This is a genomic window from Pontiella sulfatireligans (genome assembly GCF_900890705.1).
Lineage (GTDB): Bacteria > Verrucomicrobiota > Kiritimatiellia > Kiritimatiellales > Pontiellaceae > Pontiella > Pontiella sulfatireligans.
Map to the genome: position 1 here is coordinate 2,272,143 of NZ_CAAHFH010000002.1, position 22,986 is coordinate 2,295,128.

Consider the following 22,986-nt stretch of genomic DNA (forward strand, 5'->3'; position numbering starts at 1 on the left):
CATGCACAGAAATGACCGGTTCCACAAGCTTTACGTGCTCTTGTATCGGTATGGGATATCAACGATGGTGCGATAATAACAGGAATATGATCGCAACACGGGCAAGATTAGAATTGCTAAACATGCCGGGAGTTTAATTGAAGAGCCGGATGAGGGAAATCTTCAAGTCCGGTTCTGTGAGGGGCATGGGCTTCCTCGCATATGAATAAGTGTAACAATAAGTAATATGGAGGAAGTCACATGTCTACTCGACAATTGAATTATATTGCGGGATGCGTTGCCGCGCTGTGCGTTGCAAATGCAGTGGCGGACAAACCGAATATTTTGTGGATCGTCACCGACGACCAGCGGCCCGACTCGCTGGCGTGCTTCAATGAAGCGGTGAGCGGGACAAAGCTGAGCCCGTTGGGCTATGTGATGTCGCCGAACGTCGACCAGCTGGCGAAGCAGGGCACGCTCTTTACGCAGGCCTACTGCAACGCGCCGGCCTGCGCGCCGTCGCGCGCCTCAATGCATTATGGGCAGTATCCGTTCCGCAGCGGCGTTTATGGCTTCGAGCAGACGCATCAGGCGGCCGAAAGCTGCAAGCAAACCGTTCCGCAGGTGATGCGCTCGGCCGGCTACAAGACGGCCGAGTTCGGCAAGCACGGCTACTATATTTTCGATTGGGGCCCCGGCCTGACGTGGAACACGGTGGATCAGTACGACCATTCGGTGGATGCCAAAAATGATTTGAGGAAAAAGGGCCTCACCGACTATTTCCCCGATTCCAAGAAAGTGAACGGGAAGAAGATTGGCAAACAGGAGGTCTTCCATTACCCGGACGGAACCGTGAAGGAATTCTGCATCGATGCCGTCAAAGGCCAGGAAATCCCGCCGGAGGACATCGCTTTGCGCAAAGAGGTGGATGCCGAGCTCGACATTATCCGCGCCTACACCCGCGAGCAGAGCACAATGATCATTGGCGGGCAAAGCCCCCAGCCTCCGGAAAAGACGATCGACGGCCAAATCGCCAGCGCCATGATCAATTATCTGGAAGACGAGGCGGATGCCGACCAGCCGCAGTTTATCCATCTCGGCTTCCATTTCCCGCACTCGCCGGTGCTGGCGCCGAAGAAATACCGCGACCTCTTCATGGCGAAGGAAAAGGAGATCCCCTACACGATTCCTGACTTCAGTCCGGCGGAAGTCGAAAAAATGCCTCCGCAGCTTCAGCTGCTGTATAAAAAGATGAATTTTTCGGGGCTGACAAAAGCGGAAAAACTGCAGGCGATCCGCGACTACTATGCCTTCTGCGCCCACGGCGACGCGCAGGTTGGGCGGGCCATCGGCGCCTTTTTGAACTATTGCAAAAAGAGCTCCAACGACTGGATCATTGTCTACGTCTGCGGCGATCACAGCTGGCACCTCGGCGAGCAGGGGATCGAGGCCAAGTTTGCGCCGTGGGACCATTCCACGCATAACGCGATGATTGCGGCATCCTCCATTAAGGGGCTGTTTCCCAAGGGCGCACACAACGATAACCTTGTTGAGTTTGTGGACTGCGCGCCGACCTTCTACGAAGCGGCCGGCATCAAAACCGATGCGCCGGACTATGCCTACCTCGACGGCTCCAGCCTCCGGAAAAGCGCGAAAGGGCAGGCGAAGCGGGAATACATTGTGGGCGAGATCAACCACGTGGTCGGTCCGCGCGCCTATATGCGCTCGAAGGATTTCGCCTTTTCGATGAAGACGCGCGAGAAGAACGGCAAGCCCGGCGACAAGTGGGGCCACCTGCCCGGCGAAGGGATCAAGTGGGCGCTGGAGTGTCCGCGCGCCCAAGCCGAGCTCTGCCTTTACGACCTGCGCAGCGATCCCGGCGAGCATTGGAATGTGGCCAACGACCCGAAGTATGCCCCGCTCGCCGACTGGTTCCGCCAAAAACTCGGGAATATCGTGCTGGGCGATCGGCGCGCCGAAGTCAACTGGCGCAAAGAAAACGACTATGTTGTTACCGACTTTGCCCTGGGCGCCGACGACAAGAAGCTGGATATTCCCGCAAGCTTAATTCCGGAACCAACCCGGTAATCAGCAACTATTCTCCGTCGTGAATGAAAAATAGGGAAGCAGGACTGACGTTATTGCGCATGCCCGATGTGATCATTTGTCTAGGTTGTTTATTAATGAACATTATGTAATGTTAACGTTCTAAATGGATATCTGTGTATCTGTGTATCTGTGTATCTGTGGAGCAACACAGGAAAAGAGGAGCTGCATGAACAAAAACGCCAGATTATTGGTTGGAACGTTCTTTGGACTGGTTTTGGCCTCGCTTGGGGAAGTTGTGTGGAACGAGGATTTTGAGGGTGCGACGCTCGGCGCTGCATCTGGCAATAACCAGACGCTGGCCGGCACGGTCATCCAGACGGCAAACAAAGCTTCAAGCATTGTTGTTGATGCGTCAACCGACCCCTCCGCGGCCGCGGCCTTCACATTGGCCTCAGGGAACTTTATTCGATTATCGGTAAGCTCCAATAATTTTTCCGCCGTCCGCTCCTCCCTTGATCCAATTGAATTTGACCAGGTTTTTTCGGAGAGCCCATACACGCTGTCATTCGACATCTATATTCCGTCCAGTCTGGCCTTTGCGGTGGGCGACATTCAACCTCGTTTCGAGTTGAATGGTGATGGGGGAAACGGGGACACCGATTATACTTTTGCGAAGAGCAGTGCCGGACAGCACCACATTGTCTATACGGGTCTGGTATCTGATTTTATTGGCACAGATGTCAATGAAGCGCGGCCATTCATCGGTATTGACCAGAATGGAGAGACGACTGGGTTGGAGGTCCTGGATTTTATGTATATGGATAACATCCATTTTGAGGTTGGGGAGCCGACTCCGCCCACGAACGAGGCCTGGTTCGCCGACCTGCGCGCTAACCGGGTGGAGTCCGACCCTTCGATTACGTGGCGTCAGTTCGGTCCCGGCATGTCGGGCAATAACTATCGCATTTACTGGCATCCGACCGATCCTGATGTGGTATTCCTCGGGCCGAACATGGGCAATGGCTATCGCTCAACGGACCGGGGCATGACCTATGAAGGCATTCTCGACTATGACGGTCAGGGGCATGCCATTGACGAACGCGGTCCGAGCGAAATTCAATCGCCGGATTTTTCGAGGCAGGATCCGGGTTTCGGTTTCTGCTCCCGCGAGGCGGAGTCCAAACTGTATAAAACAACGGATAAAGGTAAAACTTGGACGCGTGCTTTATCTTCCGGTTCCGCTAACGATCCTATTTGGGGAGGCGTGCGCCTGAATACGATTGCTGTCGATCCCTCGGATGATCAGAACTGGTTTGTGGGATCAGGCGACATCAACGACCGCAATAAATTCTTTTTCACGGATGCCCAGCCTCATGGTTATGGTTCCGCATCCGGCCACACCGCTAAAATCTGGAAGTCGAGTGACAAGGGTGATACCTGGTCGGATGTCACGCCGACGATCAACACCAACGCTTGCATTATCCGTATTATCGTGCATCCAACCGATTCGGATATCGTTTGGGCGGCGACCACCTATGGCCTTTATAAATCCATCAACGGCGGTACTTCCTGGACGGCCAAAACGGGCACCGGATTGGATAACGACATTATCCGTTCGTTCGACATGCATTACGATGCGGTCAGCAGCAACGTCACGCTCTATGCCATCGATCAGGTCAAATGGGCTTCAGCCGGATCGACCGTGACCAATGCCGGCGGCGGCGTATTCCGCAGTGATGACGAAGGGGAGACCTGGTCGAGCATCAATGGCGATCTCGGTGTGGATGTTTCCGTGCTGGCATCGGATTATAACTTCCGCACGACCTATTTCACCATGCTCGATAAATGGTTCGGGATATCCAATGCAGAGACGACGTATACGGTTTATCCGACCAATTTGATGAACAATTTCTGCATGGTGCGAGTAGACCCGACCGATGCGGATAACATCTTTATCGTGAATGACTATAAACATTACGGCGCATGGACCACCATGCGCGGAGGGATGGTCTGGCGCACGAATGACGGCGGCACCAACTGGATTGCCACCCTGCGGAATGGAACCGCCTGGGAGGGCACGCACCAGAGCTACTGGCAGGGGCGCGGCAACCCGACCGCCCACAACATGTTCCTGCGCGGCCAGAAAAAATGGGAACAGCGCGAGTCGTACGAACGCAAGGCCGGCACCGCACTGGAATTCAATGCGGACGGATCGGTCATTATGTTCCAGTGGGCGAAGGTGTTGTGTGTGTCCTACGACGGCGGCGATAATTGGTATGAAATCGATGAGATTGAAGTAACTCCTCATTCTGAAGTATGGGTTGCGGCGGAAAACAGCAATCTTCCGGGCCACGGATTTATACAGGATTCGCGTTTTCCGGAAACCATGTTTATGCCGTGCGGTGAAAATGATTACTGGGTGTTGGAGCCCGGTGGTGAGACCGTGCGCTCCGGGTATCAGGCTTCACGCCGGGTTGAGATGGGTTTTGCGGAATATTCCTGTTCCACAATCGCGATTCACCCGGACGATACCAACACGATCTATACGCTTCAGTTCCGCCAGGCTTCAGCCGGGGATCTATTACGCTCCACAGATGGCGGATTGACCTTCGTCGAATATGGAATTGATGCCCTCGAATGGCCGGTGGGCGAGTCGAAAAACGACAGCATCGACCAGCTTTGCCTGACGATTAATCCGGATGATCCGGACTACATGTTTTTCTGTGTTCCGGATGATGCGGACGTCCATGGCTATGTCTATGACCCGCAAATAAGCCTGACCACGGGCGTGCGCCGCACGACCAATGGCGGGCTCGATTGGGAGTGGGCAAATAGTGGGTTGCCATCTTCTGAAGATGTGGTCTGCGTTCGGCTGGATCCGGATAACAGCACCAACCTCTATGCCTGTGTTTATTACAGCAGCAGTACGGATGGCGGGCTCTATATGTCCACCAACAATGCGGCATCCTGGTATAAGCATCCAACGTTGCCGTCAAACATTTACAGCGTATCGGACATTCATTTTGCCAATGACGGAAAAATTTATGTTTCATGTGGCCAGCACGGGGATTCCGATTATCTGAACGGCGGCGTATGGGTCAGTGAGGATGACGGCGCAACCTGGACGCAGATGTTCAAAACCCGTTGGGCACGCATGACCAAAACAGCGGCCTATGATCCCGATGTTATTCTCGTTCAGATGAACAGCAAGCAGACCATTAATATCCAGAATCCGGGAACCTACCTGTCCAAGGATGGCGGCGCCACATGGACCAAGATCAATACCGGCAATCCAATGTCTGACCGTGTCAACGAAATCGCGATCGATCAGGTGGTGCGCAATCGCTACTACGTTTCGACTCAGGGTTGCGGGTGGTTGCGTGCCGATGTCATTGATACCAACAATATTGCACCGGTCTTTGTACGCTCACCTGTCGTCCGTTCCAATTCAGTGCCGGAAGAACTCTATGCAGATACCGTTGACGGCGAAGCCATGGATGCCAATGGCGATGCGGTTACCTATTCATTGACGTTTGCTCCGGATTGGCTGTCGGTAACGACGAACGGCATATTAACCGGAACGCCTCCGGAGAGTGCACTCGGCCAGTATTACTGTCAGATCCAAGCAGACGACGGCAAGGGGTTGAGCACGCGGGAAACACTTAACTTTCTCGTCAGTACCAATCCTGTTGCCTACTTTGCATCCTGGATGCGGGGCTATCCTGGAGTCGGCCCTGAAGATGGCTACGCGGACGACCCCGATGGCGACGGCCTCGATAACCTGAGCGAATACGGACAGGGCGGCGATCCGGGGCAGGCCTTTGTGCCGGCGGATCTGCTTCCCTTTCTTGGAAAGAATGGCGGAACGATGGAATATGTCTACCGCAGGCGCAAGGACGCCGATAAGCGGGGCATCCTCTATCAGCTCGAAGCGACCACCAATCTGGTTTCCGATAGTTGGACGAATTTTGCGGCGCTGCCGTCGGAGGAATCCATTAGCGCTGACTATGAGGCGGTCACGCTGCCGGTTTCGACCGCTGCACCCGTGCAATTTATCCGGTTGCAGATCGGCATTGCCCAGCCGTAGTGCACAGTCACAGCGCCCCAAGAAAAAATGGGGGAACGGAGTGCGAAAGTCAGTTTCTTACTTGACGGACAAGCTCAGATAGCTGGTTTGATTCCATAGGCTTGATTGCTGCTGGGCGGAATTTTTTTAATTTATTTTGCCTAATACGCTTTTTAATTGCGTAATGTGAATGTAAACACTGGTTTTAGTGTTTAGCATCGCTCTGAACAAGGTGGCCAGGGCTAGCCGATGCCGGTTTTGAGGCATAGCTGATGCTGAAGATGGTCGGGGAAGAACAGGAACAGAAGAGGGAATGATGAATAAAACAATTACAACACTGTTATGTTGTCTGCTGGCTGGCTGGGGATTCGCCCAGCAATCAGTCACGAGCCTGACGTTGATTAATTCAGATACAGATCTCCCGATGGTTGGATATGAAACGCTGACGGAAGGCATGACTCTGGATTTGGCCACTCTGCCTTCGGTCAACATGAACGTCCGGGCCAACACGTCGCCGACAACGGTCGGGAGTGTGCGCTTTACGCTGGATGCGGCCACCAATTATCGGACAGAGAGTACCGCACCTTATGCCATGGCCGGGGACACCTCGGGGGATTACTGGAACTGGACGCCCTTGGTCGGAAGCCACACGGTCACGGCAACACCTTATACAGATGCGGGGGCAGGCGGCACGGGCGGAACGCCGCTGACCATCCACTTTACGGTAACCAATTCCGCTTCATCCGGGGGAGGCGGCGATCCTGTTGTGCTCGGTTCATTTGATAAAGCCAAAGATATCTTTCTGCCGCAGTTCGACAGCAACCACGACCCGGATGACATTCATTCCATCGCGGCGCTGGGCTGCATGCTGGTGCATGATGACTATCAGGGCATCAACTACTTTGCGGTGCATGGCGCCTACGGAGAGCAGAACATAGGCAATTTCATCGAATCCCCCCAACTGTTCCATCTGGTGTTCGGAGCCGAGAATGAAAAGTGGGTGAATGCATCTCCGCAGAATCCGAGTTGGAACGGCGCGGTTGCGAAGATCGCAGCGAAGGTGAAGCCGGTTCTGCTTGCGGGCGGCAAAGCGTGGGTGGCGGAAGCCGGGCAGTCGGATATTACAGCCGACTGGGTGCGCGCGCTGATTGCCGACGGCATTCCGGCAGCGAGCATCAAGACCAACGTGGTTGTGGTGCAGCATAGCAACTGGAACGAGGACATGACCACAGATGCCGACCTGGCCTATGTGAAGAGCATGTGCGCCTATCAGACCATCAACGATGGCAACGGAACATCCACCGCACGCGATCCGAGCGCTCCGGCCACTCCGGCCTACCGTTCGACCAGTACCGCCTTCCAGCCGGCGGCACTGACTTCGCAGAACAAAAAGGCCAAGGCCTACTGGCAGGAGGCGGAGTGGGTCATTAACGACGAAGGGTATTTCCCAGACCATTCTTCCATTTCAACTGGCGGGGTGGACTTTTCTGATGTGGTGGAGTCGCACTGGATCTTTGGAGCGCCGACCGACTGCGATACCACCCAGAAATTCTGGGATAAGTTTGTAACCAACCTTCCGGTTCCCAACAATGAGCCGGACTTCCCGACGGGGCGCGACTATGGAGATGGTGGAACCGTGACTCCAACCTCTGGCACCTGGATTGAAAAAGACGGCATCCTGGCTATTGAAATGGAGCACGGGGAGCTTCACGAGGATTGGACGGTTCAGCCGAGCACATATCTGGTTGATCCAACGATGGCCGGCAGCATGGGCGACGGCTGGATTGAATGGGCCGGTGCACAGATATTCAACACGACCATCGCGGACAGCCAGGCCAACGGAGTCAGTGTTTACCGCTTCCAGATTAACAAGGCCGGCGACTACACGTTTCGCTGGCGTTCGAAGCAGTACAACGCGGGGCAGGCTGGAGACCAAGGAAACGACACCTATGTAAAGTTTGAAACCGGTACGCCGCTGGCGATGACGGCCAACAACGGCAGCACGCAAACCATGACGAAATACACCAAAGTGTGGGTGCAGAGTAAACTGGCTTGGTCGTGGGGGACAAACTTTGAGCCGGCGCATGGAGTGTTTGTTGTAAACCCGAAAGTGCACTATGAGCCGGGGCTTCATGAAATCCGGATTGCAGGGCGGTCTAAAGGACATACTATCGACCGGTTTGTGCTTTATCACAGCACGGCAAACGGCAGCACCGCCCAGACTTCGCCCGAATCTGAACGAGTGACCGCGGCATTGTATGTGTATCAGGCCACCAATGATTTTCCGGTCATCAATTCCGGTGCGGTTCCGTATTACAAGGACAATGGCAACAACGCGCTGGCCATCAATGCGGCAAACGAAAGCTATCGCGACCAATGGGCGCGGGCGGAGTTGATTTTTGACGGCAGTGCGGGAGCCTACGATGTCACTCTCACCGCGCTGAAAGAACTCGACGGTGAGTGCTCATACCGCCTTTTGATTAACGGCTCCCTGATCGGTGAAGTGAAGAATGCCACTACCACGGTTGACTATCAGGAACAGGATCATGTGTTTGCTGGGGTGAACATTCCGGCGGGCGCAACGATTGCGGTTGAGTCGATTACGCATTCCAACGGCAAAGTTCAGGAAACCGGCCAGCCGGCCGGCGTATGGGCCTGGGCGCGCGGTCGCTGGCGCTCTTTATCCTTGGCTTCAAATGGAACCGGAACCGGGATCAGTGTGAATGCCGGGGAAGACCAAATGCTGCTGCTTCCAACCGCTGGAACGCAACTGATCGGCACTGCGTCAGACGATGGAGCCATTTCCTCCGTTGAATGGACGCAGGTGTCGGGGCCGACCGATGCCGTACTGACCGGATCAGGCCAGACCAACGTTGCCGTATCCGGGCTGACGGGGGGAACGTATGTGTTTCAGTTGACGGCCACGGACAATGAAGCCAATACCGCTTCTGATGAAGTGGAGGTTACGGTGACCGGACAGCTTGCGGTCTATTCGGACGACTTCAGCAGCGCAGCATATGCCTCATCGCTGAACGGGGTAAACTGGAACCCAAAATGGAAAAGCGCCACGGATCAGCAGAACCTGCACACCGGCAACGGAAGCGTTGCGGTGCTGGATACCACCGTTGCCGCAGAAAGCTTTCACACACCCTGCAAGCATGGGTTTTCATTGTCGGCAGAAGGGCAGTACGCGGTTATGGGTTCCGACTTTCGCTACAACCACATGGCTGTGAGCGGTGTAACGGTCGGTCTAAGTAAAGCGGTCTCTGGGCTTTTGCTCTCCGGCGCGGACAACTGGTGGACCGGCCCGAATAAATTTTTCAGCATCGCAAATTATGGCATCGGAATTGGCCCAGTGGATGCGTCGCTCGATGATGTGATCGAGCATACGACATTAGGTGTGGATAGAAGTGTCGGTGGTTTCAGCGACTGGTTCCGTATTGAGTGGACCATTGAACGCGGTGCTGCAAACTATATGGGCAAGGCGAAGATTCTGGATGATGGAGGCGCTGTACTTTACACCGGCCCGCAGGTTGATCTCGGCTTTCCAAATGGATCTACGGTTTTCGGTGGCTACAGCACGGGGGGCGATGGCGGCAATGGAACCACTACCAATGTCGCATCGTATAGCCACATTTCGGAAGTGAACATGGATAACTTTGAGATCAAGGTGTTTGCGCCGAACTATGCGCCGTATTTTAAAGCCGATCCAATTGTTGGAAACTCCGCTGAAAAGGATATTCCATACACGGGAAATCTTTTGAATGACACACTTGATCCAAACGGCGATGAGCTTACGTTCTTCAAGGATTCCGGGCCGGCTTGGCTGACGGTTTCATCGGCAGGTGTGCTGTCGGGAACCCCAGCGGATTCTGATGTCGGGATGAATTATTTCTCCGTGCGCGTGGTGGATCCCGACGGGCTGTCTGATACGGCGGATCTGAACATTGATGTGGCCGACGGTCCTCCGCCGCTGGCGCTGACCTCGCTGTGGGCCGAGGATTTTGAGGGCGCGGCTCTAGATGCCGCTTCTGGGAATAATCAAACATTGGCAGGAACCGTTATCCAGACGGCCAATACGCTCAGCAGCAAAGTAGTTGCTGCGCCGGCCGCTTTTTCTTCGGCTTCCGATCATGTAATTCTGTTGAGTAGCAGCTCCAACCAATTTTCCGCCATCCGGCCTGCGGTCAACCCGATTGATCTGAGCGCCTACAACATCCGATCCGGAGATAAGTTTGTGCTGTCGTTCGATATCTACATCCCGACGGAGCTGACGAATGCGGTTGGTTCGGTAAACTTCCGCTGGAAGGATGGTTCCAATGCGGTCAATGGATCGACGGATACGACGTATGAAACCTTGGCTGCAGGGCAGCACCACATTGAATACATGGGCACTTTCCCCGTGAATACAGGGGGAGGGGATTTTATACCAACGAGTGTTCGGCCCTTCATCTGGTTCGACCAGGATGGCGCCGTGATCAGCGACCACGTCTATTTTGATAATCTTGATTTCAAAATAGGATCTGCACCGGCCATTGTGATGCCGGCATACATCAAGTGGGCGGACGAGGTCGGGCTTGCGGGCGGGCAGGTGAATCCGACGCTGGATATCGATGGGGATGGGCTTACTAACATGGAGGAGTTTCTGTCGGGGTTCAGTCCGGTCAATGAAGCGTCGGTCTTCAATGTCGATGCGGTGCAAACGGCGGATGAATCCGGCGAAAAAATTATTGTTCAATGGGAAACCCAGCCGGGTCGCACCTACAGCGTGATGCAGGCCGACAGCCTGACGGACGACTCTTTTGATGTTCTGGCGGAGGGGCTTGCTTATCCTCAGAGCAGCCACACAGTGGATGTTGCCCAAGCGAACGGATTTTTGCGGGTCGATGTGCGTTTGCAATAAGGGAACAATGGAGATGACGATGAAGTTAAAAACGATTGTATTGTTGGGGTTGCTGTGGGCCGGCGCACAGGTGCATGCCGAGTTGCTGCTGGCAGGAACGCAGACGAATGCTCCCAATGCCGGGCGGGTGGCAGTGGGTGAATATGGCCACGGCCCGGACTCCCCTATCTTGCAGGCCAGGCCGTTCTCGACCGGCGTCACGGCCTACAACCTCACATCGATCTTTTTCGGCGCCAATCTGACGCTTGCCAGCGGCACCGGCGGCCTCTCTGTTTCGGTCTACGACAATAATGGAACGGTTCCGGGCTCTGCGGTCGCCGGCGGAATGAATCTGTTTTCCGCCACGTCTGCCACGATTGACCAGATGCTGACGGCCGTCTCGACAATTACCCTGAACGCCAACAGCACCTATTGGTTTGTCGCCTCTGTCGATCAATCATCCGGAGCCACGCGCTACTGGTGGGATATGACCGATTCTGCAGTCTTTGATTCAGACGTGTCCGGAACCGGCATGCCGCTTGCAAATGCCAACAATGCCTTGGGCTGGGCGAGCTACGGCGGATCGTCCATGCAGATGTCGATCTATGGAACCGCCGTTCCCGAACCGGGCTCGTTGACGCTGATGGGAGTTGGCGCCGGCGGGGCATGGCTTGCACGCCGGAAACGCCAGCGCCGGCTTAACGGCTATCAGTTTGAAGAGCTCGAATACCACCTCTCCTTTGTCGAAGAAGAGCGGGCGGGGGCCCCGTTCGGCGGCGCGCAGCTGTAGCCACTGGTTTGATGAAGATTCTACATCGATCAATTTGCGTGGGTTTGGCCTTAGCTGGCCAGTGGCGACGGAAAAGAAGGTTTTGCTGCTGGGCGAGCCGGTTGACGCCGAAATTTGCGCCTCGGAGTGAGTTCACGGTGTTTGCTGATCTCGTCTTTTGAGGTGAAGCCCCTTTGGAGTGCGCAAGCTTGATTGCGCTTTTGGATGTCGGTTGCTTTGCGCGGGTGTTTAAAAGCGACGTCCAGCCGTCGCACTCCAAAGGGGCTTTGCCACAACGCAGGATGCCGAAAAAAAGCCCTCGCGGTTGCGAGGGCTTCGTCGTTTCCAATGATTTGGAAACCTACATCATGAAGCGGCGGCGGATGAAGAGCGTCGCGCCGGCGAACGTTGCAATCAAGCCAAGTGTGGCCGGTTCCGGGATGGCGTCCAGTTGGATCGATTTCATATTGAATCCGGATGTCGAATCTATGACTACTGCTCCCATGCCAAGTTCAAGGCTGGTCGAGTCATAGACGTTGGCAGAAGTTAATGTCGTGGTAAGAGTTGTGAGATTGGGGTTCACTGCGTTGCCAAGTGTGATCGTTGTGAGAAACTCATCTGCCGTTGCACTTTTTTCAAATGTCCCGGTTAGAGTGAAGCTTCCATTGACTTGGCCATCAAATAGGCCGCTCTTCCACGGGCCGTTAACTGTGGAGTCGCCAAGCCCTCGAACATACCATCCACTTTGGAACACGGTAATCGTCATTCCAAGGTCCGTCACTCCTGCTCCTGCCCATTTGGCACTATCCGAGACGCCAAGATTAAAAAATGACTGGTTATTCATCGTGCCAATGGATGAGAGGTCGAATTCCGAGGTAATGGTGATTGAATCGCCTTCAGCCATGTCGTTTACACGTGAGTTAGCCGTTGCTTGTTGGGCTTGGCTCCAGTTGTTTGATGATGTTGTTACTCCTGTGGCAGTATACCATCCTTTAGAGGCGTTCCAGCCTTGACCGCTGGAGCTTAGTAGTCCATCGGAATATCCTGTAAAGTCAGTAGAGTATATCACCGTCGCCATAGCGGCTCCGCTGACCGTGATCATTGCTATTAGTAGAGCTGTTTTTTTCATATCTCTCCTTATGTGCATATTTAAGTTATCTATTGCTAGATGTTCAAATGAGAACACAAACATGAAATGGTGTCAACGGGATTGTTTAAGAGATGTGGCATGTGAGCCCTGAAATTATTGGTTTATTATAAAATATGACAAATTTATATGGAAAGGGGTTGGAGAGAAGGTGGGCACAATTTGATCCGTATTTATGTCTTACGTAAACATGGGAGTCTTGAGGATTGGACTTATTTTTGCGGAGTTTGCTGAACAGGCCAGAGCCGGAGAAAAGCGGTCGGTTCCATCGGCGCGATAGCGGTCAATCCTCTCATGGGACAACGACCGGTTTAAGGAACGCTCTTTTTCTGGGATAAAAATCCGTTTACATTACGTCATGTTACTGTTAACAAGTAGGGCGTTGCATGAATCGGTTTTTTTAGAGATTGGAGAGGCATATGAGGCAGTTTTTTTCAATAATGGCGGGAGTTTTGGCGCTGACTGGGGCTGTGATGGCTGAAAAGCCTGCAGCCAAACCCAACGTGGTATTCATCCTGATTGACGACCTGAGCCACTACGGGATCACGGCCTACGGCGCAAATAAAATCAGCTCGACGCAGGGTTTTTTCAAGAACGTCGAGTTTGAGACGCCGCGCATCGACCGCTTGGCCAAAGACGGCATGAAGTGCGAATACGCCTATGCCTATCCGCTCTGCGAGCCGACGCGCATCGCCCTGATGAGCGGCATGAACAACATCCGCAACTATCATCAGTGCAAGTCGCAACATGCGTCCGACATCACCTTTGGCGACCTGTTTCAGCGCGAGGGATACGAGACCTGTATTGTCGGCAAGTGGAAGCAGACCCGCGGCACCAAGTCGATCCACGGCAAGGACTACATTGCCGAATTCGGCTGGGACGAGTTTTGCTGCTTCGACGTCGTTACCGAAGGCTACCGCATGATCGATCCCGATATCGTGGAAAACGGCGAGATGATGAACTACAAGGGCATCGATCCGGTCACCGGCCGCCGTTGCTACGGCCCCGACATCTTCAACCGCTATGCCCTCGACTTCCTCGACCGCAAAAAAGACAAGCCCTTCTTCCTCTACTATTCCATGGTGCTGATGCACGACGAACATACGCCGACGCCGGACACCAAGCCTGCCAGCATCTTTGACAACCATGACATTACTAAGCCCTCCGAGTATGGCTTCATGAAAGGCGACGACCGCCGCTATTTCCCCGACATGATTGCCTACATGGATAAGATGGTGGGTCAAGTACTCGACAAACTTGAAGAGCTGGGCCTCGCCAAAAATACGCTGGTGGTCGTGATGGGCGACAACGGCACGAAGGAATGTTTTGCCCACGTCCTGCCCGACGGATCCGAGTTCCTTGGCGACAAGGGCGGCAACAAGGAGGGCGGACTGCACGTGCCGTTGCTGCTGCGCGACCCCGGCAAGATTCCTTCCGGCAGCGTTTACGATGGCATGGTTAACCTGACCGACATTCTGCCGACGCTCTGCGACGCCGTCGGCATCGAGCCGCCCAACAAGGATGCGCTCGACGGCATCAGCTTTTGGCCGCAGGCCACGGGCAAGGCCAAGGGCGACCACCGCAAGTTTATCTACACCTGGTACAACGGCAACAACAAGTCGAGCGACCTCGACAACGTCATAGAATATGCCTTCACCAAGGAGTTCAAGCGCTATGCCCCAAGCACGCTCTATCCCCAAGGCCGCTTCTTCGACCTGCGCACCGATCTGTTCGAAGAGGTTGGCGCCGAAAAGAAAAAGGTGCCGAAGGTCTGGAACAAATGGCATCACAGCGGCTTGGAAGTAAACAAGCTGACGGCCGAACAAAAGCGCGCCTACGACGGCCTCGGCAAGGTGCTTGAAAAGAAAGCCTACGTTCCCGTCCAACGATTGGAAGTGGTTAAAGGCGAAGTGCCGCTGCGCGCTGGAAAATCGGTCGAACTGGATTGCCGTGTATATCCCGCTGAAGCCACCCGGCGTGGCGTGATCTGGGAGTCGAGCGACCCCTCTATTGCAACGGTCGACAAGTTCGGCGTGATTTCCGCGCACAAAAAGGGCCGGGTGGAAATCACCGCTTATTCCTGGGACGACGCCATCCCCTTGGCCGACCGCAAAAGCGCCGAATACAAAACCGACGGCATCAGCGACACGATCAAGATTCCAATTAGCAGATAGAGGCTGTAGGGCGGGAATGAAATGACAAGGCCGACATATTTCCTGGTGCTCGTTATTGGGTTGTATTGGTCTGCCTGGGCGGCAGAAATCCATGCACCCGTGAATGTGCCGCAGGCCGAATTCGCCGCGCAAAAACTCCGCGAAGCGGCACCGCCGGCAAAGATTCCCAACCTGAAGATGCGCATCGATCCAATGCTCCCGGAGCAGGGCTATGCCATCCGGCCGGCCAACGGCGGGCTGACGGTGATCGGCGGCGACGCGCGCGGGTTGATGTATGGCGGGCTGGAGCTGGCGGAGCGACTGCGCTTTGGCGAAGATGTATCGGTGCTTTCCATTGAAAACCAGCCTTTCATCAAACGGCGCGGGCTGAAGATGAATATTCCGCTCGATGCGCGTAGCCCGAGCTACGACGACTCTGGCACCTCCGCGCGCATGAACATTGAGCAGGTGTGGAGCGAAGACTTTTGGCATGGCTTTCTCGACCGCATGGCGGAGCACCGCTACAACACGCTCACGCTGTGGTGCAACCACCCGTTTGCCGCCATGCTCCAGCTCGAAGACTATCCCGATGTTGCGCTCGACGATGTCGCTGTTCCGACCTACAAAATCGACGACCAAATGCTGCCGCAATACATGCAGGCCGATCTTCAGACGCCGGAAAACTACGAGATCATTAAAACCATGCCCATGGCCGATAAGGTGGAGTTTTGGAGGCACGTCATGCGCTACGCCAAGGAGCGCGGCATCGACATCTATTTCATCACCTGGAATATTTGGGTGCACGGCGCCGAAGGCAAATACGGCATCGGCCATTCGCAAACCAACGAAGCAACGATTGCCTATATGCGTGAAAGCGTGAAGCAGTTTGTGCTGACCTATCCCGACCTCAAGGGCATCGGCATCACCTGCGGCGAACACATGCAGAACAAGCTCGAAGGTCAAAACGCGGTCGAAAAATGGATGTGGAAAACCTACGGGCAGGGCATCGTCGACGCCAAGGCCGAGCAGCCCGGCCGGGAGGTCGAGTTCATCCACCGCACTTGGTACAGCGGCATGGACGTTATGATGGACGACTTTATCTCGAAGTATCCCGATCCAATCAGCCTCGGCTTCAAATATGCCAAGGCGCGGCTCTATTCCATTCCCAATCCGCCTTTTTTCAAGGAGCAGCTTCAGGCCGATTGCGAAAAGTATAACCTTTCGTGCTGGATGAACCTGCGCAACGACGACATTTTCAGCTTCCGCTGGGGCGATCCGGATTATGTCCGCGAATACATGCGCAATCTGCCGCCTGAACCGCTGCTGGCCGGCTACCATATGGGCTCCGACGGCTATGTCTGGGGGCGCGAATTCACCAGCATCGAGCCTGATTCGCCGCGCCAGCTCGAAATCGACAAGCATTGGTACAAGTTCATGCTTTGGGGCCGCCTTGGCTTCGACCCGGCGCTCGACCGCGCTTTTTTCGAAAAGCAGCTGGCCAACCGTTTTCCAATGGTTGGAAGCGAACCGCTCTACGACACATGGCAGACCGCCTCGAAAATCGTCCCGCTCGTCAACACCTGGCATTGGCGCGACTGGGACCATATGTGGTCGGTCGAAATCTGCGCCTCCAAAAAAGAGGGCTATCATACTGTCAACCACTTCATCGAATTCGCACCGCTGCCGGAGCAGGGCATGCAGTCGATCGATGCCTTTGTGCGGCGTCCTAATCCGGAATTGAAGAGCCCGCTGGCCGTGGCCAATGAGCTGGATCAGTTGGCGGCGCAAACGCTGGCCGGCCTTTCCGTGCTGAAGAGCGGCGCTTCGTCGCCGCCGAACAAGGAGCTGCGCCAAACCTATGGCGACCTCGAAGCGTTTGCTCGGCTCGGCCAATATTATGCCGATAAGATTCGCGGCGCGACGGCGCTGCACCGCTTCCGCGTCGAAGGCGAAAAGAAAATCCGCCGCGAAGCCGTGAAGCATTTGAAAGTGGCCTCCGGCCATTGGAAGCAATATGCCGGCGTCGCCTCGTCGCAATACAACGAACAGCTGTTCGCCCGCACCAGCTATACCGACAGGGATGGACGGCTATTGGAATTGGCCATCGACGATATCCGCATCGCTAAAGAGGCGAAGCACAACGAATTTCCGCCCAGCGCTCTGGCGTGGAAAAACAAGAAATAGGCTGTGGCCTTTCGTTTGAAGCGATGCAAAATCGCCTTGTATGAATATTGTATATATGCGATATGAAAATAGTCATGGCCAAGAAATCATATATGGCGGTAAAGAAGGTTCGGCAGTTTATTGAAGCACAGCCGGATGGGGTTCAGGCGGAATACATCAAGATTGTCGAGCAGCTGGAACAGGATGGACGCTTGGTTGAACCGTATGGGAAGAAGCTGGATAAAGGGCTCTTTGAGATGCGGCTCCGCCGAGGAAGACAGGTCCGCGTTCTTTATTTTTATCAAGAGAAGGACTGTGTGATTGGTGTGCATGCTTTTGTAAAGAAGACCCAAAAAACGCCGCTGAAGGAAATGAAGCAGGCGCTAAAAGTCATGACTATGCTTAAGCGAGGTGAATACGATGAATAGCTCAATGGAAAAAATGCGAAAAGCACATGAAAAACAGGCCACGGCCATTCGGAAAACACCGGCTTTTCAGGAAGTATCCGAGGCATTCGATGTGGGATACGCCATCGCTAAAGAACTTCACAAGGCCAGAACCAAGGCGCATCTTAGCCAAGCGCAGGTGGCGCAAAGAATGGGAACAACGCAGAGCGTTGTTTCTCGGATCGAGGGAGGTGGAAACGTATCGGTTGATACGCTTTCCCGCTATGCCAAAGCATGTGGTGGAAAACTACAGCTTAAGGTCGTCTAACCGCCAGTCCCACCCAACATTTCCGCACATTCTCGCGGGGCCATCGCTTTACATCTATTGGCTAGGTTGCTTGTAGTCGCAAATCTATTTACATTAGATCGTGTTAATGTAAACAAATAGCGTTTCCCGTTGGGTCGGGAAGGGAGAATGGAGATGGATATGCGACGTTTTATGGGTGTTCTGGCGCTGGCTTTGGCGGTTTCAATAAATACTTTCGCTGCTGAAAGGCCGAATATACTGGTGATTTTGGCGGATGACTTGGGCTACGGCGATGTCGGGTTTACGGGGTCGCAGGAAATCTTTACGCCCCAGCTCGATCAGCTGGCTGCGAACGGCATGGTTTGCCGTAATGGTTATGTGACGCATCCGTATTGCGGGCCGTCGCGTGCCGGGCTGGTTACCGGCCGCTACCAGGCGCGCTTTGGCCTAGAGATCAACGTCACCTATTCGCCGTACGATTTGTACAGCGGCCTGCCGCTCACGGAACAGACGTTCGGCACGCGGATGCAGAAGGCCGGCTACCGCACGGGCATCATTGGCAAGTGGCATTTGGGAGCGGCGCAGCCGTACCACCCCAACAGCCGCGGGTTCGACCATTTCTACGGCTTCCTGTCGGGCGGGCATTCCTATTTCCCGGAAAACACCACCACGGCTTATCCGTTGCTGCTCGAAAACGGCTCCCCGCACTACAGCGCCAACGAAGGCTGCTATCTCCCGCTGATGCGCAACAACCAGGCCGGCGAGTTTAACGAATACCTGACGACTGCGCTCAGCCGCGAAGCCGCCAAGTTTGTGGCCGAAAGCAAAAAGCCGTTCTGCCTCTACCTCGCCTACAATGCGCCGCACGGTCCGCTCGAAGCGCCGAAGAAAACGATCGAGAAATACCAGCACATCAAAAACAAGCAGCGTCGCACCTATGCCGCGATGATCGACGAAATGGACCAAGGCATCGGCATGGTGGTGGATGCGTTGAAAAAATCGGGCAAGTTTGACAACACCCTGATCTTTTTTCTGTCCGACAACGGCGGCGTAACCTCCAAGCCGGGGCACGAAAATGAAAACTGGTCGAACAACGGCCCGTTCCGCAAGGGGAAGGGCAGCATGCTCGAAGGCGGCAGCCACGTGCCGTTCTTCGTCCACTGGCCCAAGGGTATCAAGAAGCCGGGAACTTTTGAAGGGCTGATCTCTTCGCTCGATATCGCCGCCACGGCGGTGGCGCTCGGCGGCGGCGACACTTCGGGCCATCCGCTCGAAGGCGTAAATCTGGCTCCTTATCTGTCGGGCAAAAAATCCGGCACGCCGCACGATGCGCTTTTCTGGCGCGTGCGCGACGGCGTCAGCTGGGCGGTGCGCACGCCAACGGGAAAATATTTGCAGGAAAATTGGGGCGGCTCCGAAACCCAGCTCTACGACATGGCCAACGACCCCTACGAATCCACCAACCTTATCGGCCAGGTTCCGGAAAAGCGCGCTGAGCTCGTCAAGCTGTGGAACGACTGGAACGCGGGCAACACCGCCAACGTGCTGCTGCAGGCGGGGGAATATCAGCAGAAGCGCCTGAAGCTGTATGAGGAGCTGCACAAGCAGCTACAGGAAAAAGCCCAGAAAACCAAACCGGGGGTGATTCAGTGATGTTGAAAACAGGTCAACAGTCGAGTGTACATATGGAGGGGCGGAGGCCTCTCCGCCCGGGCGCACGGCGTGCGCCCCTCCAGGTTGCCGCCTGCATGGTTCTGTGTGCAACCTCTGCTCTTGCCGCGCCGCCGGAGGGCGGGGACTGGGCGCCGTTCGAGCCGATGAGCGACGAGTTCAACGCCAAGAAGCTGGATCATAAAAAGTGGTACGACCACAACCCGACCTGGAGCGGCCGCCCGCCGACGCTGTTTCATCCCGACTGCGTAGCGGTGTCGAACGGCTTGCTGCACATCTGGGCCTTTGATTCGGAGGAGTCGGCGAAACGGAAAATGCCGTCGGCCTTTACGCACCTGTCCGGCTTTGTCCGCAGCAAGGAGCGGGCGCGGTTTGGTTATTTTGAAATGCGCGCCAAGCTGATGAATTCGTCGCAGGTCAGCTGTTTCTGGCTGACGCATGCCGGGCGCGAGGAGTGGTCGGAAATCGATATTGTCGAGGTGGCCGCGGGGCTTGAGCAACACGCCACCCAGCTCCGGCCCAACACCCACTATTTCCGAGGCCCGCACTATAGCGGCACGTTGCACAACCATCTGGTGGATCCCACGCATCACGAACTGGGGTTCAATATGAGCGAGGATTTCCATGTGTACGGCATGGAGTGGGCGCCGACCTTCATCCGGTGGTATGTCGACGGAAAGCTAATCCGTGAAAAGCATAACGACAACTATTTCCAACCGTTGGAAATGAACCTGAATATCGAAGCGAACCAATGGTTCGGCGCGCTGCCCGACGACGCGACGCTGCCGGCGTCGTATAGAATCGACTATGTCCGCACCTGGAGGCAGAAGGAATATTGATATGAAACGACAAATCATTTTAGCCGTGTTGGCGAGCCTCTGTTTTGCGGTCAAGGCGGCGGAGCGGAAGCCTAACGTCATTGTGTTGTATACGGACGATCAGAAGATGGATTCGTTCGGGTTTATTCGAGGCAAGGCGCACACGCCGAATATAGACCGGCTGGCAAAGACGGGCGCCTATTTCTCCAATGCTTATGCGTCGAGCAGCGTCTGCTCGCCCAGCCGCTATTCCTGCCTGACAGGGCAATATGCCAGCCGCTGCAACACGGAGAACTTTCATGAAAGCACCAGTGCCGAGGGCATGACCAAGGTCCTGTGGAACATGGGCATCGGCGACGACGAATGGACGTTTGCCAAGGTGATGCAGCAGAACGGATACAAGACGGGCATGGTTGGAAAATGGCATGTCGGGCACGGATCAAAATACGGGCATCGGAAACAGGTGCCGAACAGCGATCCGTCCGATCCGGCAACCAAAGCCGTACTTCGGTACAACCAGGAAATCGTCTGCAAGGGGATTGCGGACAAGGGCTTCGATTTTGTCGGCGGCGTGTATGCCGGAAATCCGAACGACGACAAGCAGTTGATCAAGACCGGTTGCAATACGCATGCTGTGGAATGGCAGACCAAGCATGCGCTGGATTTTATCGAACAGAACAAGAACGAACCGTTTGTGCTCTACTATGCCTCCACGCTGCTGCATGTGCCGTTTCCGCATGAGTCGCTTAAAGGGGATCCGCGCCTCTCTCCGCTCGGGTTGCTGGACGAGCCCATTACCGGCATTCTGCCTTCACGCGAAGATGTGATTCGCCGGGCGAAAGAAGCCGGAGTGACCAACGAAAAATTGTGGGGCGCAACCTGGCTCGATGATGTGGTTGGTGCTCTGCAGCAGAAACTCGCCGACCTCGGGTTGGAAGACGATACGCTTATTCTCTACTTCAACGACAACGGTACGGATGACAGTGGAAAAGGATCCTGCTACCAGGGGGGCGCGCATGTTCCGATGCTGGCCTATCTGCCCGGCGTCGTTCAGCCGGGCGAACGCACTGAACTGGTATCCAATATCGATATTGCCCCGACCATTTTTGAAATGTGCGGCATTGCTCCGCCTGCCACGATGCATCTGGACGGGAAAAGCATCATGCCGCTGGCCCGCAACGAAAAAACCGAATGGCGCGATTCGCTCTACCTGGAAATCGGCCTGACCCGTGCGGTGGTCAGCGGCGATTTTAAGTATCTGGCCTTCCGCGTTCCGGAAAGCTATACCAACCGGCCTCTCGAGGAACGGATGGAAGAGCACCGGATAAACATGGAAAAAATTTATAAGCAGCATCCGTGGACGAAAGAAAAATGGACATTGGATCCAGAGGCGAAATATTTGCAGATGGGGATGTCTCCAGGAGGGGACGCTATGGAGCGTTTCCAGATTATGACCTGGCCGCCCGCTCCGTTTGTGAAGAATTATTTTGATCCGGACCAGCTCTACGACCTCAAACGCGATCCGCGCGAAACCACCAACTTGGCCAGCAATCCCGAATATGCCGCCAAGCTGGAAAAGATGCAGGGCAAGCTGAAGAAACTGCTGGCCGATGTGCCGGGCACCTTTGCTGATTTGAAACCCGAGTAACTCAGGAGTACATGATGAATAAAATAACGACGCTTTCTCTGTTTGTTTTTGCCGCCGCTGCCGGAGCCTGCGCAATGGGCGCGCGCATATCCGTTCCGCCCCCGCCGGTAGAGGCGCCGGAAGGGTACAAGTGGGTGCTGAATACGGACTACAGCGACGAGTTTGACGGAAAAAAACTCAACCGGAAAAAATGGCACGACACCTATCCCGGCTGGGAAGGCCGCGTGCCGGGCAAGTTTGTGCCGTCTTCGGTGAGCGTGAAGGATGGTTTTCTGGAAATCAAATGCACCGTGCTCGATCCGCCGCAGGGCGTGAGCAACGAGTGGTGGGTCGCCTGCGGCGCCATCCAGTCGAAGGCCCAGGATGCAAGGTACGGCTACTATGAAACCCGCATGAAGGCGTCGGGCCTGACCACCTCGTCCACGTTCTGGCTGATGAATCCGCGAGATAAAGCCGAGGCGGCGGGCAAGCGCACAGAACTCGATATTCAGGAGTGCATCGGCAATGCCAAGCGCTGGCCGGGATTCAAGCATCAGTTCCGCGCCAACACGCATGTGACCTTTTTGAATGCCGCAAAGGTGGATGGAGAGCGTCCGGTTGTGAAGAAGGATGCGTCGTTCGACATTGGTGAAAATGTGGATCAAAACTTTCATCGCTACGGCTGCTGGTGGGTGGATGCCAACACGATGAAGTTTTACCTCGATGGCAAGCTTGTGCAAACGATCGAGCCGCCGACCGATTTGGACAAGGCCCCGTTCGACCAGCCCATGTTCGTGAACCTCGTCTGCGAAATCTACGACTGGGAAACGCTGCCCACGAAAGAAGGGCTGCTCGACGACTCGCGCAACACCACCCGCTACGATTATGTGCGGTCCTACAAGCTGGTTAAAACCACCGAAGCGAAGTAGCGGCAAGGGCGCGGCGGTAATCCGTGCCGCCGTTAAAAAG

Annotated in this window: 13 protein-coding genes; 12 read left to right on the forward strand and 1 reads right to left on the reverse strand. The window is 55.0% G+C overall.

The window, feature by feature from the left end; genetic code table 11:
- Positions 1 to 240: 240 nt before the first annotated feature.
- From SCARR_RS22265 to SCARR_RS22280, 4 genes are all read left to right on the forward strand, one after another.
- On the forward strand, positions 241 to 2,067 hold the full coding sequence (locus SCARR_RS22265) for a sulfatase-like hydrolase/transferase (protein WP_136063839.1): 1,827 nt from the start codon (positions 241 to 243) through the stop codon (positions 2,065 to 2,067).
- 187 nt (positions 2,068 to 2,254) lie between these two features.
- Positions 2,255 to 6,115, forward strand: a complete 3,861-nt coding sequence (locus SCARR_RS22270; protein ID WP_136063840.1) for a putative Ig domain-containing protein — start codon at positions 2,255 to 2,257, stop codon at positions 6,113 to 6,115.
- A gap of 292 nt (positions 6,116 to 6,407) precedes the next feature.
- Positions 6,408 to 10,997, forward strand: a complete 4,590-nt coding sequence (locus SCARR_RS22275; protein WP_136063841.1) for a PKD domain-containing protein — start codon at positions 6,408 to 6,410, stop codon at positions 10,995 to 10,997.
- A 19-nt stretch (positions 10,998 to 11,016) separates the two neighbouring features.
- A complete protein-coding gene (locus SCARR_RS22280) occupies positions 11,017 to 11,766 on the forward strand; it encodes a PEP-CTERM sorting domain-containing protein (protein ID WP_168433533.1) in 750 nt (249 codons plus the stop codon).
- A gap of 340 nt (positions 11,767 to 12,106) precedes the next feature.
- On the opposite strand, the gene SCARR_RS22285 is transcribed toward SCARR_RS22280, so the two are convergent.
- The gene (locus tag SCARR_RS22285; RefSeq protein ID WP_168433534.1) at positions 12,107 to 12,874 is read right to left on the reverse strand and encodes a PEP-CTERM sorting domain-containing protein; all 768 of its coding nucleotides are present in this window, start codon (positions 12,872 to 12,874) and stop codon (positions 12,107 to 12,109) included.
- Positions 12,875 to 13,311: 437 nt separating this feature from the next.
- On the opposite strand from SCARR_RS22285, the gene SCARR_RS22290 reads away from it, so the two are divergent.
- The 8 genes from SCARR_RS22290 to SCARR_RS22325 all read left to right on the forward strand — a co-directional run bounded on the left by SCARR_RS22290 (position 13,312) and on the right by SCARR_RS22325 (position 22,946).
- Positions 13,312 to 15,066: a sulfatase-like hydrolase/transferase gene (locus tag SCARR_RS22290; RefSeq protein ID WP_136063844.1), complete on the forward strand. Its 1,755-nt coding sequence runs from the start codon at positions 13,312 to 13,314 to the stop codon at positions 15,064 to 15,066.
- A 21-nt stretch (positions 15,067 to 15,087) separates the two neighbouring features.
- The gene (locus SCARR_RS22295) at positions 15,088 to 17,229 is read left to right on the forward strand and encodes a beta-N-acetylhexosaminidase family protein (protein WP_136063845.1); all 2,142 of its coding nucleotides are present in this window, start codon (positions 15,088 to 15,090) and stop codon (positions 17,227 to 17,229) included.
- 74 nt (positions 17,230 to 17,303) lie between these two features.
- Positions 17,304 to 17,636 carry a type II toxin-antitoxin system RelE/ParE family toxin gene (locus tag SCARR_RS22300; RefSeq protein ID WP_168433535.1) on the forward strand — a complete coding sequence of 111 codons (333 nt, stop codon included), beginning with the start codon at positions 17,304 to 17,306 and terminating at the stop codon, positions 17,634 to 17,636.
- On the forward strand, positions 17,629 to 17,922 hold the full coding sequence (locus SCARR_RS22305; RefSeq protein ID WP_222846404.1) for a helix-turn-helix domain-containing protein: 294 nt from the start codon (positions 17,629 to 17,631) through the stop codon (positions 17,920 to 17,922). Before SCARR_RS22300 ends, SCARR_RS22305 begins: the two co-directional genes overlap by 8 nt.
- Positions 17,923 to 18,081: 159 nt before the next feature.
- Positions 18,082 to 19,554 carry a sulfatase family protein gene (locus SCARR_RS22310; RefSeq protein WP_222846405.1) on the forward strand — a complete coding sequence of 491 codons (1,473 nt, stop codon included), beginning with the start codon at positions 18,082 to 18,084 and terminating at the stop codon, positions 19,552 to 19,554.
- A gap of 95 nt (positions 19,555 to 19,649) precedes the next feature.
- Positions 19,650 to 20,411, forward strand: coding sequence for a family 16 glycosylhydrolase (locus SCARR_RS22315; protein ID WP_168433536.1), 762 nt, complete (start codon positions 19,650 to 19,652; stop codon positions 20,409 to 20,411).
- A gap of 1 nt (position 20,412) precedes the next feature.
- The gene (locus SCARR_RS22320; protein WP_136063850.1) at positions 20,413 to 22,038 is read left to right on the forward strand and encodes a sulfatase family protein; all 1,626 of its coding nucleotides are present in this window, start codon (positions 20,413 to 20,415) and stop codon (positions 22,036 to 22,038) included.
- Between the two features lie 11 nt (positions 22,039 to 22,049).
- Complete coding sequence (locus SCARR_RS22325; RefSeq protein WP_136063851.1) at positions 22,050 to 22,946, forward strand: family 16 glycosylhydrolase; 897 nt, start codon at positions 22,050 to 22,052, stop codon at positions 22,944 to 22,946.
- Positions 22,947 to 22,986 lie beyond the last annotated feature (40 nt).